This window comes from Streptomyces sp. NPDC001513 (assembly GCF_042894695.1).
In the GTDB taxonomy this organism is placed as follows: domain Bacteria; phylum Actinomycetota; class Actinomycetes; order Streptomycetales; family Streptomycetaceae; genus Streptomyces.
In genome coordinates this window covers 153,818-167,101 of the sequence record NZ_JBIAVU010000006.1, presented here as the reverse complement: position 1 = coordinate 167,101, position 13,284 = coordinate 153,818, and the positions used below count along the sequence as shown (strand labels likewise).

The following is a 13,284-nucleotide window of genomic DNA, read 5'->3' as shown; positions in this document are numbered from 1 at the left end:
TCGAACCCGACTCGCCGTGCCACCGACAGATGTGACGCACCATTCGTCTCGGCTTCACCGGGGTCTCGTGGCCGAACGGCCGGATACCCCAACTCCCTGACCGTATTGCCCCGATCGGAAGTGATTTCCGATCGGGGCCCGCCTCAATCCTGACGGTCCGGGTCTGGCCGCCGCCCAGCGCGCCGTCCGCGGTGCGGGTGTCGGCGGCCTCGGCGGCCACCGCCGAAGAACCAGCCACTGTCATCTGTTTTCAGCCACGAGCGCGTGGGGCGCGATGAATTCCGGGGAGCGCGGCAGTCTCCCTTCCGTACGCACCCACCGCGTACGCCTCGACAGGCTCAAGGAAGAGGAAGACCCCATGCGCATCGTCATCACCGAATTCATGAGCCTCGACGGCGTCGTGCAGGCCCCCGGCGGCCAGGGCGAGGACGACGACGGCGGCTTCGCCCACGGCGGCTGGTCGCACCCGTTCTTCGACGCGGAGGTGGTGGGCGGGGCCTTCGCCGAGGCGATGGCGAAGGCCGAGGCCCTGCTCTTCGGCCGTCGCACCTGGCAGACGATGGCCGCGGCGTGGCCCGACCGCGCCGGCGACCCGTTCGCCGACCAGATGAACGCCATCCCGAAGTACGTGGTGTCCGCGAGCCTGGGCGAGGACGAGCTGACCTGGAACAACACCACGCGCATCGCCGGCGACGAGGCCGTGGCCCGCATCCGCGAGCTGCGGGCGGCCGACGGCGGCGACCTGGTGGTCATGGGCAGCCCCACCCTCGTACGCACCCTGCTGGGCGAGGGCCTGGTCGACGAGCTCCGGCTCATGATCATGCCGGTGCTCCTCGGCGGCGGTAAGTCGATCTTCCCGGCCGACGGCGGGCTGCGCACCCTCGAACTGGCCTCCACCACCATCAGCCCGGCGGGCGTCCACGTGTGCACCTACCGGCCGGTGACCCGGGGTTAGGCCGGGCGGGCGGGGGCCCGCGGCGGGCATTGAGGCAGGCGTTGAGGCATATGGCCGTCACGGCGCGCGACGTCATATGACCCTATGTAACTTCGCAGATGACCCGCTTCCCGCCGCGGCAGACCGTGCCGAGGCATGCCCCGAGAGGTGCCCATGAGGCGCACTGCACGAAGTGACCACGACGATTCCCCGCCCGGCCGCGCCCCGCTTCGAGGCTGGCGACGGCTCGCCGTCGCGGCCGCGGCCCCCCTGCTGGCCCTGTCGGCGACGACCGCGACGGCCCAGGGCGTGTGGGTGACCGTCCCGCCGCTGCCGACCCCGACTTACGGGCTGGCGAGCGCGGCGGCGGACTGCCCGGAGGGGCTGCGCGGCACCTGCGTCTACGCCGCCGGAGGCAACCAGGCTCCGGAGAAGTTCCAGGCGTACAGCCCCTCCAGCGGCACGTGGGCCACGCTGCCGGTGCTGAAGACCCCCCGCTACGACGCCGCGGCGACGACGGCTCCCTGCCCCAACGGGGTACGAGGCGACTGCGTCTACGTCCTCGGGGGTGCCGGCACGGCCGCCGGGGCCGCCAGGGTCGCCGAGGCGTACAGCACGGAGACCAACGCCTGGCTGTCCCTGACGCCCCTGCTGGAGGACCACGTCAACGCGGCGGCGGCCACGGCCCCCTGCCCCGAAGGCCTGCGCGGTACGTGCGTGTACGTCTACGGCGGCAACACCGGCACGACCGGCACCGCCGAGGCGTACAACCCGGCCACCAACCGCTGGGCCACCGTGGCGAACCTGCCGACCCCGCGCAGCAATCACGCCGGCGCGTCCGCACCCTGCCCCGGGGACCCGAACCCGCGGCACCTCTGCGTGTACGCCATCAGCGGGACCAACGACAACCCGCTCTCGGTGGACTTCTACAACCCCGTCAACAACCAGTGGGGTCCCGCGGCCGAGATCCCGACCGCCCGCGTCCTCGGGAGGGCGGCAACGGCCCCCTGCCCCGACGGCATGAGCAACGGCTGCATCTACGTGGTGGGCGGCACCACGTCCCCGAACACAGTCGAGGCCTACACCCCGGTCACCAACGCCTGGGTGACGCTGCCCTCGACGCCGACGGGCCACCTGGACCACGGTGTGGCCGCGGCGCCGTGCCCCAAGGACACGAAGCACCACTGCGTGTACGCCATCGGATCCCAGGTCGCCGGCGAGCCCCCGACCGCCTCGGGCACGACCGAGGCCTTCGCCATCGAGCGCCAGAGCGGCAGGCCCCAGCCGCGGCCGGAGCCCACCCCCGCACCCACGGCCCCGAACGGCCCGCGGCCGGACCCGGCACCGGCCCCGCTGCCCAAGCCCGACGTGAAGCCGCAGCCCGACGTGAAGCCCTGGCCGAAGCCGGAGCCGAAGCCCGAAGTGAAGCCGCAGCCCGACGCCAAGCCGGCGCCGAAGCCCCCGGCCGAGAACCCCCAGACCGACCCCGCGCCCGACGCGGGTGTCGACCCGGACCTCGACTCCGACCTCGACCTGGAACCGGAGCTCGACGTTCCGGCCGACGACGCCGAAGGCACCCGCCACGCCCGCTAGTCCGTCCCGTCACCTGGGGCCGGCGCCGTCACGGCGCCGGCCCCGAGCCCGCCGCGGCAGACCGTGCCGGGGCCGCCACGAGAGGTGCCCGATGAGGCGCATTCAGCGAAGTGACCGACAGGACTCCCCACCCGGCCGGACCGGACGCCGCCCCGCCTGGCGACGACTCGCCGTAGCGGCCCTGGCACCCCTGCTGGCCCTGACGGCCACCACCGCGACCGCCCAGGGCATCTGGGTGAGCGTCCCGAACCTGCCGACGGCACGAGCGGGTCTGGCCAGTGCGGCGGCGGACTGCCCGGAGGGCCTCCGCGGCACCTGCGTGTACGCGGCCGGCGGCATGCAGGCGCCGGAGAAGTTCGAGGCGTACAGCCCCTCCAGCGGCACCTGGGCCACACTCCCCGCGCTGAAGACCCCCCGCAGCCTTGCCGCAGCGACGACAGCCCCCTGCCCCAACGAGGTGGAGGGCGACTGCGTCTACGTCCTCGGGGGTGGCGACGCAGACTTGCTCTCGTTCGCGACCGCCGAGGCGTACAGCACGGAGACCGGTACCTGGCTGACCCTGCGGTCCATGTCGGGCCCCCGATACGCCGCGGCCGCGGCCACGGCCCCGTGCACCGAGGGCCGGGGGCTGCGGGGCACCTGCGTGTACGTCTTCGGCGGCTTGAACGGCACCTCCGACGGCGTCACCGAGCTCGCCACCGTGGAGGAGTACGACCCGGCCAGCAACACGTGGGCCACGCTGCCCGTCATGCAGACCACCCGAAGCGGTCATGCCGGCGCGGCCGCCCCCTGCCCCGGGCAGTCGAACCCCCGGCACCTCTGCGTGTACGCCATCAGCGGCATCAGCCCCAACACCCCGGCGGTGGAGGCCTACGACCCCGTGCTCGGCTCATGGCAGTCCGTCGCCGACAACCCAAGTGGCCGCATCGGCGCGGCGGCGGCAACAGCCCCCTGCCCCGAAGGCATCAGCAACGGCTGCATCTACGTGGTGGGCGGCACGACGACCCCGACCACGCTGGAGGCCTACACCCCGGTCACCAACACCTGGGTGACACTGCCCTCGCTGCCGACGGGCCGCACGACACTCGGCGCGGCCGCCGCGCCGTGCCCCAAGAACGCAAAGCACCACTGCGTGTACGCCGTCGGGGGGAGCGCCATCGCAGGACCCCCTCCCGGAGCCCTGGGAACCGCCGAGGCCTTCGCGATCGAGCGCGCCCACGCGAAGCACCGGCCCGACCCGAAGCCCGGCCACGGCCCCGTCACCCTCCCGGCCCCCGACCCCGCTCCCGCGCGGTAGGTCGCCGCATCGCGCCGAGGTGGGTCACGAGCCCGTCAGGTCCGCCCAGACGGTCTTGCCCGGCCCCCTCGGCGCCACGCCCCACTCCCGCGCCAGCGCCTGCACCACCAGCAGCCCCCGGCCGCCCTCCGCCGACCACGGATCGACCACCGGCGGCTCCCCCGGCGGCCGTACGTCGTCCCGCATGTCACTCACAGCCACCCGCACGTGCTGCCCTCCGTCGTAGCCCAGCCGCAGCTCGAAGTCCCGTCCCGGCACCCGCCCGTGCAGGACGGCATTGGCGGCGAGCTCCCCGACGACGAGCCCCACGTCGTCGGAGAGCGCGCAGCCGTAGGGCACGCCCCAGAAGGCCAGCTGCGCCTGCGCGAGCCGCCGGGCGAGCCGGGCCCCGCGGCGCGTCGAACTGAACCGCTGCCGGAAGGCCAGTGCCATGTCACTCAATTCGGTCGTCACCTCACCGAGCGTGGCGACCGCGCCTTACGCTTTCCAGTGACGACGGCGCTACGAAGGTGATCCGTAGGGACGTCGGCCTGTTCGTGTACGGCCCGTACGGATGAGGGCGGTTCAACCGATGAACGACCTGTCAGACCGCGAAGAACGTCCCGAGCGCCCGGTGGAGGCGGACGGCACGGCCCACCTGTTCCGCGCCCTGGGCAAACAGATCAAAACCCTGCGCGAGGCGGCCGGCCTCCTCCAGAAGGAACTCGCCACCCGCCTGAACGTCGGCGAGGACCTCATCGGCGCGATCGAACGCGGCGTCCGCACCCCGCAGCCGGACCTCCTGGAACGCGCGGACCGCATCCTCCAGGCCCGAGGGGTCCTGCTGGCGGCGATCCCGGAGGTCAAGGAGGCCCTGAAGCGGGCCCGGACGCGGCATCCGGACTGGTTCCGGAGTTATGCGGCGGCGGAGGCCGCCACGCAGGCCCTCCACGCGTACGGACACCAGGGCGTGCCGGGGCTCTTGCAGACGGAGCGTCACGCACGCGAGATCTTCACCCAACGGCGTCCGCTGCTGGACGAGGCGACGATCGAGAAGCGCGTACAGGACCGGCTGGCCCGTCAGCAGATCTTCGAGCGCTGGCCCTCCCCCACCTTCAGCTTCATCCTCGACCAGAACCTGCTGGACCGGCAGGTGGGCGGCCCGGATGTACACGCTGAGCAGCTTCAACGCTTCCTGCACATCGGCCGGTTGCGGACGGTGGAGCTCCAGGTGCTGCCGTACACGCGGGGCGCGCATGCCGCGATGGACGGCTCCTTCACCCTGCTCCACCCGAAGGGCCGGCAACAGGTCGCCTACCACGAGGCGTACAGGCGCCCCCACCTGATCACCGACCCTGATCAGGTACGCATCATGGCCGAGCGCTGTGGGATCATCCGGGCACAGGCACTCGCCCCCGACGAGTCACTCGCCCTGATCGAGAAGATGCTGGGAGAACTCCGATGAACACCACCGACCTGGCCTGGTTCAAGAGCAGCTACAGCAGCGGCGAGGGCGGCGAGTGCGTCGAGGTCGCCACCTGCCCCACCACCGTCCACGTCCGCGACTCCAAGGTGACGGCCGGCCCCCATCTCTCGGTGGCCCCCGCCGGCTGGGCCGCCTTCCTCCACGGGATCACCGCGGCCCGCCTGCCGGAGTAGGTCCGGCAGGCGGGATCGGCGACGGCTACCGCCAGACGACGGCCCGCCACTGGACCGGCCAGGCCCTGGAGCTGGCCATGTTGCCCGCGACGCTTCCGGCCGCGTTGATCGCGACCGGGTCGGCCTGGTCGAGGCCGGCGGGCGCGGGCAGCGCGGTGACCTTGCCCTGCGCGTCCCACGTCACGGCGCGTTCGTCGGAGGTGCCGACGCTGGTGCCCGCGTCGTTGATGCCCTGGACGAAGGTGTGGCCGGTGCCGGGGAGCAGGGCGAGTTCGGTGACGGTGGTGCCGGTTCCGCTCCAGCGCAGGGAGCGGTCCTTGACGTTCGCGACGACCACGTCGGAGTTGTTGACGCTCACCGCCCGCGCGCCCGGGTCCTGCGACGGCAGGGCCTTGATCTTCTTCCCGTGCGGGGCGCGGACGGCCTTCCACGTCCCGTTCGCGTCGGTGGCGCGGCCGATCACGGTGCCGCGCTCGTTGATCGTGGACGGGTCGGCGTACGCGCCCCCGAGCGAGCCGAGGTCGTGGACGCGGCCTGCGGGGTCCCACCGTACGAGGCGGGTCTGGTCGCCGGGCAGGGACACGTAACCGGTGATCTCTCCGCGCTCGTTGATCGCGGTGGCCGCGCCGCCCTCCGCCCGCGGGAGCAGGCGCAGTACGGTCGCCCGGCCGTCGGCGCCCCAGCGGACGGGGCGGGTGGTGGCGGTGTCCGTCGAGAGGTGTCCGACGGCGACGTGGGCGTTGTTGATGTCCTGGGCCTCGCCGTTGACGTAGCCCGCCGGTTCCTGCAGCCGGGTGAGGGTGCCTGAGGCGGACCACCGGGCGGCGTGCCGTACGCCGTCGGGTGCGTCGGTGAAGCCGGCCACCGTCCCGTCGTCGACGACCTTGACCGCCTGGCCCCCCGACCCGTCGTCGATGGCCTGTAGCGGGGTGAGGGAGCCGTCGGCTCCCCAGCGCACGAGATGGCCGTCCCTGTTCGCGTCGAGGGAGAGTCCGACGACGTCTCCGGTGTCGTTCATCGCCTGGGCCGAGCTGGTGGTGTGGCCTGCCAGGAGTGGCAGTTCGTATATCGCGGCGGCGCCGGCGCCGGCGCCGGACGCGGGCGGTACGACCATCACGGACAACATCGCGGAAAGGACCACGGGTAACAAGAAGATCCCCTGTCTTCTCGGAATGATCAGCACGGAGTCGAACGCCCCCGCGCACCCCTGTTGATCCCCCGGCGCGCGAACGGTTCTCGACCACCGCTGCCTCCCCCGCCCAAACCAGGAAGAAACGCTTCAGTTTCGGCGGAGTCGTCCGGAGGTGGGGGGCGGGGCCCGACATGCCGCCTCCGGCCCAATGGCGGCGGCGGGGCGTCCGGCCGCCGCACGCTGTACGGATGAACCGCCCCGCCGGTGCCGGTCTGCGGGCCCGAGCTGCCGGGGCGCGGGACGTCCTGCGCGTTGAGGGGCCCGCCGCGGCGCGCATCCTCGTCACCGTCGTGGCCGCCTGGCAGGTCGCCCTGTGGCTGGGCGCCGACCAGCCCCCGGTCTTCGCGGCGGTCGTGCCGCTCGTCGCCCTGCGCGGCGACCCGTTCGCGGCCCTGGGGGCCTCGGTGCAGCGGGTCCTGGGGGTCGTCGCGGGCGTGGTGATCGCCATCGTGGCCCTCAACCTGCTGAGTCCCTCGACGGGGACGCTCGCCCTGGTCGTGGCCCTGGGGCTGGCGGCCGGGATGCTGCTCCGGGCCGGTGGTGGGCTGAACATCCAGGTGGCGGCCTCGTCGCTGCTGGTCTTCGCCAGCACCTCACCCGACTCGTATGCACTGCACCGGCTCTGGGAGACGGTGGCCGGTGCGGTGGTGACCGTACTGCTGGCCCCGCTCCTGTGGCCGCCCGATCCCCGGCGCACCCTGTCGGCCCTCGCCGCCGACTGCCGTACGCACCTGGCCGCGGCGCTCACCGACACCGCCGCGGCCCTCGCGGCCGGGCCCGCGGCGGCCTACGACAACCTCGCCCGTGTCACCGCCCAGAACGAAGCCGTCCACGGCGACGCGGCGCGGGCGCGCGAAGCCGCACGCACCATGCGCTTCAACCCGTTGCGGCGCCGCCATCGGGAGGCCGTACGGGAACTGGCGCGCGCCATCGCCACCGCCGAGCAGCTCACCGCGCAGCTGTCGACGCTGGCCAGGGAGGTCGCCGCGTTCGCCGGCCGGGACGACCTCGCCGCCGACGTCACCCGCGCCCGCGACCACGTACCGGCGCTCGCCGCCGCCACTGCCGAGGCCATCGGGGACGCTCTGGCCTGCCGGGACATCGTGCCCGGCCTGACCGCGGCCCGGGGCGCACTCGCCGCGTACGCGCACGCCGACTCCAGCCCCGTGGCCGTGGTCCTGCGCAGGCCGTTCCAGCGGATGCTCGACGACCTGGCGGGGACCGTCAGAGGATGAAGGTGGCGATGCCGACCAGCATGCCGGCCACGGCACCCACCACCATGGCGGCGAACAGGCCGACCATGCCCGCGAGGAAGTAGACCTCGCCGTCCTCGACCCTGCCGTGGCGGGCGCAGGAGAACAGCCAGGCCGCCAGGGTCAGGAACGGCACGAGGAGCAGGCCGGTGGCGGTGCCGAAGTTGAACACGGCGCTGCCGGAGAGCTCGTAGGCCTTGCCGCGGGCCGTCCTGACCTCCACGTCGGTGCCGAACCGATACTTCTCGTCGGCCGTGTCCAGCACGATCTCGCGCCCCTCTTCCCCGGACCGCCGGGGGGTGTACCAACCCGTGCAGTCGGTGCCGGTCGCGTAGCCCTCCGCGTCGGTGGCCTCGTAGCACTTGTGGACCGAGACGACCCCGTCCACGGGCCCGAAGCCGAGCACGGCGGCCATCTGCGGCCCGGGCAGCAGCCACACCAGCCACCCGGCCACCGCGAGCGTCACGACCACCCCGACCCCGGCCGCCCCCTGCCCCAACCTCCGCACGGCAACACGCACAACGCCCCCTCCCTCTCCCCTGGCCCGATACCCGCGAGGGACGGCGCGTAACGCGGGGGTTGGGGGGGCGGGGGCGGGGGCGGGGGCTTCGGGGGCAAGGCCCCGGCTGGGCGGGATCAGAGAAGCGCGGGTGGGGTTTCCCGTCAGTCTCATCGTCCTTCCGCGTCGGGCCGGCCCCTCAAGGGCGCTCCTTCGTCGCGTCGCTACGCGATGGCCTGCGGCCACCCTTGACCGACCGACCCGCCACGAAAACCCGAAGACAGCCGAGAAACCCCAAAAGAACGGGCCGGGCGATCGCACCAGGGACGGCCACGTCGGTGGCCTCCGGGCAAGGGTCCCGGTGCGCCCCAAATCGCTACGCGCTCCCCACGTCTCAGCGTCTACCGGCCGTCCTGAGCTGGACATAAGCCGCCATCGATCGCTACGCGCTCCGCACGTCTCGGCGACTGCCGGCCGTCTTGGGTCAGAGGTGGAGCTCGGGTGGGAAGCCGGTCCAGCGGAGTTCGGCGGGGAGGTGCCGCATGTCGTTGGAGAAGAGGACGGAGGCGGGGCGATCGGGCGCGTACCGGATGACCGTCAGGGCGGCATTGGCGTGGTTGAGGCCGAGCCAGCGCCACTTCGGAGCGTGCATGGCGTCGCGGACGAGCCAGGCGACGAGGAAGTTGTGGGTGACGACCAGCTCGTGACGGTCCTCTTCACCCTCCACCGGACCGGTGAACCGTTCCATCGCCTCACGGACCAGCCCAGGTCCCCGCTCCCGCTCCTCGTCGGAGGCACCTTCGAGAAAGCGCAGAAAGAAGTCGGCGGATTCCGCCGGGAGCTCGTCCCTGTGCGGCACGTACGGGACGTAATCCCCGGCAGCCTCCGCACAGTGCACAGGCACGTCCTTCAGCTGCTCGCCGATCAGTCGTGCCGTCTGCTCGGCCCGGGGCAACGGGCCGTGATGCACCGCCGCGAGGGGGACGTCCCGGAGGCGTCGGCCGAGCAGGGTGGCCTGCCGGCGACCGTCCGCCGTCAGCCCGCTCTCGTCCGGCAACGCCTCACCGTGCCGGACGAGATAGAGGTACCGCGTAGCCATGCCCGTCATCCCGAACTCCCCCGCATCCGCCATCGATCTTGCGTCGCATCACTGGACGCGGCCCCTTCCCCTGCCGGTTCCCCTCCCCCGCCGAACTGCACTCGCGTCAGCGCCCCCAGGCGGCCCGCAGTCGCCGTCCTACCGAAGCGCGTAGCGATCGATGGCGGCTTATGTCCGGCCCAGGACGGCTGGTAGACGCTGAGACGAGCGGGGGCGCGTAGCGATCTGGTGCGTACCCGGGACCCCTGCCCAGAGATCGGTGATGGGGCCGTGGCTGGTCCGATGGCCCGGCTCGTTCTTTTGGGGTTTCTCGGCTGTCTTCGGGTTTTCGTGGCGGGTCGGTCGGTCAAGGGTGGCCGCAGGCCATCGCGTAGCGACGCGACGAAGGAGCGCCCTTGAGGGGCCGGCCCGCCACGGAAGGACGATGAGACTGACGGGAAACCCCACCCGCGCCTCTCTGATCCCGGCCAACCCGAAGCCCCCCCGAAGCCCCCCCGAAGCCCCCCTCACTCCCCGTACAGCCCCGCGATCACGTGCGCGTAGCGGGTCGTCACTGCCGTGCGGCGGAGTTTCAGGGTGGGGGTCAGGGTGCCCGCGGCGGTCGTGAAGTCCTCCGGGAGGATGTGGAAGGCGCGGATGCGGGCCGGGCGGGAGAGGGTGGCGTTGGCTTCGGCCACCGCGGCTTCGATCAGGGCGTGGACCGCCGGGTGCGTGGCCGGGGTGGGGCCCGGGTCGAGGCCCTCGCGCGCCGCCCAGGCCGTGATCTCCTCCGCGTCCAGGGTGATCAGGGCGACCGGGTAGGGCCGGCGGTCGCCGATCAGGACCGCGCGGGAGACGTAGCGCGAGCGCTGGACGGCGAACTCGACCTCCGTCGGGGTGAGGTTCTTCCCTGCGGAGGTGATGATCAGCTCCTTCTTGCGGCCCGTGATGCGGAGGTAGCCGTCGGCGTCCAGTTCCCCCAGGTCGCCGGTGTGCAGCCAGCCGTCCCCGTCCAGCGCCTGCGCCGTCGCGGCGGCGTTCGCGTGGTAGCCGGGGAACACCATCGCCCCGCGTGCCAGCACCTCCCCGTCCTCCGCGATCCGCACCTCACAGCCGGCGATCGGGCGGCCGACCGTTCCGTGGCGCACCGCCCCCGGGTGGTTGAGGGAGATGACTCCGCCCGACTCCGTCATCCCGTACCCCTCGTAGAGGGTGATCCCGCAGGCCCGCAGGAAGTCCTGGGTCGCCGGGGCGATCGGGGCGCCGCCGGTGAGCGCCCACTTCAGCCGGCCGCCGAAGGCGCCCCTGACCAGGGAGTAGAGGGACTTCTCCGCCGCCTTGTACTCCGCCCGCCGCTCCTGTGGCAGTCGGCCGTCCGCCGCGAGTACGCCCACCCGTACCGCCTCCTCGAAGCGTGCGCGGCCGCCCTCCCGGGACTCCGCCAGCGAGAGCACCACCGAGTGCAGCTTCTCGAACAGCCGGGGGACGGACGGGAGATGGGTCGGCGCGACCTCCGCGATCTCCGTGAGCACGTCCTCGATCCGGCCGCCGAAGTAGCACAGCTCCCCGCCCTCCAGCAGGGTCGTGTACTGGATCAGCTGGGCGAGCATGTGCGCGAGGGGCAGGTACAGGTACGTGGAGTCGCCCGGCCCGCCCTTGATGAGGGGGACGGTGGCGTCCTGGATGGCGCCCAGGTTCCCGTGGGTGAGGCGGCATCCCTTGGGCAGGCCCGTCGTGCCCGAGGTGTAGACGATCGCCGCGTCCGCGCCGGGGGTCACGGCCGCCGCCCGGCGGGCCAGATCAGCGTCAGGACTCCGCTCCGGACTCCTCTCCGGCGCGGGCAGTTCGTCCATCAGGACCACCGACCGCAGCGCGGGCAGTTTCGCCCGGAGCGCCTCGACGCGTTCCGCCTGCCGCCCGTCGTCGCAGACCACGGCCACCGCCTCCGAGTCCGACAGGACCCAGGCGAGTTCCTCCTCCCCCGCCGTCGGGTACACCGGTACGAGGACCGCGCCCGCCGCCAGCACCCCGAAGTGCGTGTACGTCCACTGCGGACGGGTCTCCGCCAGTACGGCGACCCGCTCGCCGGCGGCCACGCCCAGGCCGAGCAGCGCGCACCCGACGGCCCGTACCTCCGCGGCCAGTTCCCCGTACGTACGGGTCTGCCACCCGCCGTCGGGCGAGCGGAACCGCAGGGCCGTCTCCGGCCCGTACCGCTCCTCGGTCCACTGGGTGAACACCGCCAGCGTGCTCGGCCGACCTTCCATCGCATGCCCTCCGGGGGAGTTGGTGACCCCCGACGCTAGGCAGCCGGACGGCCGCCGCGGCATGACCGGAAGCGTCACCCCTGCTGACCCGAGCGCTCACCGGTCCGCGCACGTCCGTATCGCCCCGCGCCACGGCGGGCTACCGTCGAAGGCATGGGGAGGCGGACGATCACCGTGCACCATGTGCGCGCCCTGCTCGCGGGGGCGCGGGGCAGCGGCATCGACACCGTGCCGCTGCTCCAGGAGGCGCAGATCCCGCCGCTGCTGCTGGGCGACGACCGGGCGCGGATCACGCCCGCGCAGTTCGCCCGGCTGTTCCGGGCGCTGTACCGGACCACGCAGGACGAGTTCCTCGCGCTGAGCGCGGTCCCGAGCCGTCCCGGCACCTTCGCGATGATGTGTCACGCCTCGCTGGGCTGCCGTGACCTGGGCGCGGCGACGGAGCGCGCGGCCGCGTTCTACGGGCTGTTCCCCGGCGGGCCGGAGCTGGCGCTCGACGTGGTGGGCGGCGAGGCCCGGTTCACCGTGCGCAACGACTTCGTCCGGGACGAGGACCGGTTCCTCACCGAGTGCGTGCTCGCGATCTGGCACCGGCTGAGCAGCTGGCTGGTGGGGCGGCGCATCCCGCTGGCGTACGCCGCCTTCGCCTATCCCCCGCCGCCGCACGAGGAGGAGTACGAGACCCTCTTCGACTGCCCGGTCCGGTTCGGGGCGGACCGTACGGGCGCCGCCTTCGACGCGCACTGGCTGACCGCACCGCTCGTCCGGGACGAGCCCGCGCTCGACGCGATGCTCCGGCGCGCGCCGTTCGACCTGCTGTCGCGCCCGGAGTACGGGACCACGGTCGCGGAGCAGGTACGCCGGACCCTGACGCAGCGGCTGCGCACGTCGCCGCGGCTGCCCGCGCTGGGTGAGGTGGCGGCGCGGCTCGCGGTGTCCCCGGCGACGCTGCGGCGCCGGCTCCAGCAGGAGGGGACCTCGTTCCAGCAGCTGAAGGACCACGTGCGGCGGGACGCGGCGATCGCGGGGCTGGCGGAGAGCGGGGAGCCGATCGCGGAGCTCGCGGCGCGGCTGGGCTTCTCGGAGGACACGGCCTTCCACCGCGCCTTCCGCCGCTGGACGGGCACGACCCCGGGCGCCTACCGCATCGCGTCGGGCGGCTAGGTCCGCGAACTGTCAAGACCCGAGTTCCAGTGGCGTGACGGGGTGCCGCGGGCGGAGCGCAATGGGTGTACGGGCTCGACCCCGTTCCCCACCGCCTGAAGGAGACCGTCATGACCAGCATCCACCGCCTCGCCCTCCTCAAGGCCGCCATCGCCGTGGGCGCCATCCGCGTGGCCCCCGGTGCCATCGGTTCCGCCCGCATGGCCCCCTCCACCGGCACCCTCATCCCCATGCGGCCCGACTCCGCCGGGTCCCGGCCCGCCGGCGGCAGGGCTCGCGCCGACTGATCCGGTACCCCGGGCGCCCCGGCGGGTGCGTTTTCGGGCCAGGAAAGCTGAGCTGCGCGGTCAGCGACCTCCCTACCGGCCG

The 13,284-nt window shown here is 73.1% G+C and carries 13 protein-coding genes; 8 read left to right on the top strand and 5 right to left on the bottom strand.

Annotated features, from left to right (window positions below; translation table 11 throughout):
* Positions 1-358 precede the first annotated feature (358 nt).
* The 3 genes from ACFYZ4_RS15375 (at position 359) to ACFYZ4_RS15365 (ending at position 3,824) form a co-directional block, all read left to right on the top strand.
* Positions 359-955 (top strand): dihydrofolate reductase family protein, encoded by a 597-nt coding sequence (locus tag ACFYZ4_RS15375; RefSeq protein WP_390784113.1) that lies wholly within the window; start codon positions 359-361, stop codon positions 953-955.
* Positions 956-1,108: 153 nt separating this feature from the next.
* A complete protein-coding gene (locus tag ACFYZ4_RS15370) occupies positions 1,109-2,527 on the top strand; it encodes a Kelch repeat-containing protein (protein ID WP_390784112.1) in 1,419 nt (472 codons plus the stop codon).
* A 91-nt stretch (positions 2,528-2,618) separates the two neighbouring features.
* Positions 2,619-3,824, top strand: coding sequence for a Kelch repeat-containing protein (locus ACFYZ4_RS15365; protein ID WP_390784111.1), 1,206 nt, complete (start codon positions 2,619-2,621; stop codon positions 3,822-3,824).
* 24 nt (positions 3,825-3,848) lie between these two features.
* On the opposite strand, the gene ACFYZ4_RS15360 is transcribed toward ACFYZ4_RS15365, so the two are convergent.
* Positions 3,849-4,256 (bottom strand): ATP-binding protein, encoded by a 408-nt coding sequence (locus tag ACFYZ4_RS15360; RefSeq protein ID WP_390784225.1) that lies wholly within the window; start codon positions 4,254-4,256, stop codon positions 3,849-3,851.
* A gap of 139 nt (positions 4,257-4,395) precedes the next feature.
* On the opposite strand from ACFYZ4_RS15360, the gene ACFYZ4_RS15355 reads away from it, so the two are divergent.
* Positions 4,396-5,268, top strand: a complete 873-nt coding sequence (locus tag ACFYZ4_RS15355; RefSeq protein ID WP_390784110.1) for a Scr1 family TA system antitoxin-like transcriptional regulator — start codon at positions 4,396-4,398, stop codon at positions 5,266-5,268.
* Positions 5,265-5,462, top strand: coding sequence for a DUF397 domain-containing protein (locus tag ACFYZ4_RS15350; protein ID WP_390784109.1), 198 nt, complete (start codon positions 5,265-5,267; stop codon positions 5,460-5,462). The genes ACFYZ4_RS15355 and ACFYZ4_RS15350 overlap by 4 nt, the downstream gene beginning before the upstream one ends.
* Before the next feature lie 25 nt (positions 5,463-5,487).
* Here the strand turns inward: ACFYZ4_RS15350 and ACFYZ4_RS15345 are convergent, their stop codons facing one another.
* Positions 5,488-6,576 (bottom strand): hypothetical protein, encoded by a 1,089-nt coding sequence (locus tag ACFYZ4_RS15345; RefSeq protein ID WP_390784108.1) that lies wholly within the window; start codon positions 6,574-6,576, stop codon positions 5,488-5,490.
* A 266-nt stretch (positions 6,577-6,842) separates the two neighbouring features.
* Between ACFYZ4_RS15345 and ACFYZ4_RS15340 the strand changes: the two genes are divergently transcribed.
* Positions 6,843-7,889, top strand: coding sequence for an FUSC family protein (locus tag ACFYZ4_RS15340; protein WP_390784107.1), 1,047 nt, complete (start codon positions 6,843-6,845; stop codon positions 7,887-7,889).
* Here the strand turns inward: ACFYZ4_RS15340 and ACFYZ4_RS15335 are convergent.
* The 3 genes from ACFYZ4_RS15335 to ACFYZ4_RS15325 all read right to left on the bottom strand — a co-directional run bounded on the left by ACFYZ4_RS15335 (position 7,879) and on the right by ACFYZ4_RS15325 (position 11,751).
* On the bottom strand, positions 7,879-8,427 hold the full coding sequence (locus tag ACFYZ4_RS15335) for a hypothetical protein (RefSeq protein ID WP_384341530.1): 549 nt from the start codon (positions 8,425-8,427) through the stop codon (positions 7,879-7,881). The two genes, ACFYZ4_RS15340 and ACFYZ4_RS15335, sit on opposite strands and share 11 nt — an antisense overlap.
* A 463-nt stretch (positions 8,428-8,890) precedes the next feature.
* The gene (locus ACFYZ4_RS15330) at positions 8,891-9,514 is read right to left on the bottom strand and encodes a histidine phosphatase family protein (RefSeq protein ID WP_390784106.1); all 624 of its coding nucleotides are present in this window, start codon (positions 9,512-9,514) and stop codon (positions 8,891-8,893) included.
* A gap of 497 nt (positions 9,515-10,011) precedes the next feature.
* A complete protein-coding gene (locus ACFYZ4_RS15325) occupies positions 10,012-11,751 on the bottom strand; it encodes an AMP-dependent synthetase/ligase (protein WP_390784105.1) in 1,740 nt (579 codons plus the stop codon).
* A 153-nt stretch (positions 11,752-11,904) separates the two neighbouring features.
* On the opposite strand from ACFYZ4_RS15325, the gene ACFYZ4_RS15320 reads away from it, so the two are divergent.
* Both ACFYZ4_RS15320 and ACFYZ4_RS15315 read left to right on the top strand, forming a co-directional pair.
* Positions 11,905-12,915 carry an AraC family transcriptional regulator gene (locus ACFYZ4_RS15320; protein WP_351292286.1) on the top strand — a complete coding sequence of 337 codons (1,011 nt, stop codon included), beginning with the start codon at positions 11,905-11,907 and terminating at the stop codon, positions 12,913-12,915.
* 110 nt (positions 12,916-13,025) lie between these two features.
* Positions 13,026-13,202 (top strand): hypothetical protein, encoded by a 177-nt coding sequence (locus ACFYZ4_RS15315; RefSeq protein WP_351292284.1) that lies wholly within the window; start codon positions 13,026-13,028, stop codon positions 13,200-13,202.
* The last annotated feature ends 82 nt before the right edge of the window (positions 13,203-13,284 follow it).

Coding starts and splice junctions, on each gene's coding strand:
- ACFYZ4_RS15355 (WP_390784110.1), top strand. CDS start 4,396: ATGAACGACCTGTCAGACCGCGAAGAACGTCCCGAGCGCCCGGTGGAG.
- ACFYZ4_RS15370 (WP_390784112.1), top strand. CDS start 1,109: ATGAGGCGCACTGCACGAAGTGACCACGACGATTCCCCGCCCGGCCGC.
- ACFYZ4_RS15315 (WP_351292284.1), top strand. CDS start 13,026: ATGACCAGCATCCACCGCCTCGCCCTCCTCAAGGCCGCCATCGCCGTG.
- ACFYZ4_RS15320 (WP_351292286.1), top strand. CDS start 11,905: ATGGGGAGGCGGACGATCACCGTGCACCATGTGCGCGCCCTGCTCGCG.
- ACFYZ4_RS15360 (WP_390784225.1), bottom strand. CDS start 4,256: ATGGCACTGGCCTTCCGGCAGCGGTTCAGTTCGACGCGCCGCGGGGCC.
- ACFYZ4_RS15340 (WP_390784107.1), top strand. CDS start 6,843: ATGAACCGCCCCGCCGGTGCCGGTCTGCGGGCCCGAGCTGCCGGGGCG.
- ACFYZ4_RS15330 (WP_390784106.1), bottom strand. CDS start 9,514: ATGACGGGCATGGCTACGCGGTACCTCTATCTCGTCCGGCACGGTGAG.
- ACFYZ4_RS15345 (WP_390784108.1), bottom strand. CDS start 6,576: ATGGTCGTACCGCCCGCGTCCGGCGCCGGCGCCGGCGCCGCCGCGATA.
- ACFYZ4_RS15325 (WP_390784105.1), bottom strand. CDS start 11,751: ATGGAAGGTCGGCCGAGCACGCTGGCGGTGTTCACCCAGTGGACCGAG.
- ACFYZ4_RS15350 (WP_390784109.1), top strand. CDS start 5,265: ATGAACACCACCGACCTGGCCTGGTTCAAGAGCAGCTACAGCAGCGGC.
- ACFYZ4_RS15365 (WP_390784111.1), top strand. CDS start 2,619: ATGAGGCGCATTCAGCGAAGTGACCGACAGGACTCCCCACCCGGCCGG.
- ACFYZ4_RS15375 (WP_390784113.1), top strand. CDS start 359: ATGCGCATCGTCATCACCGAATTCATGAGCCTCGACGGCGTCGTGCAG.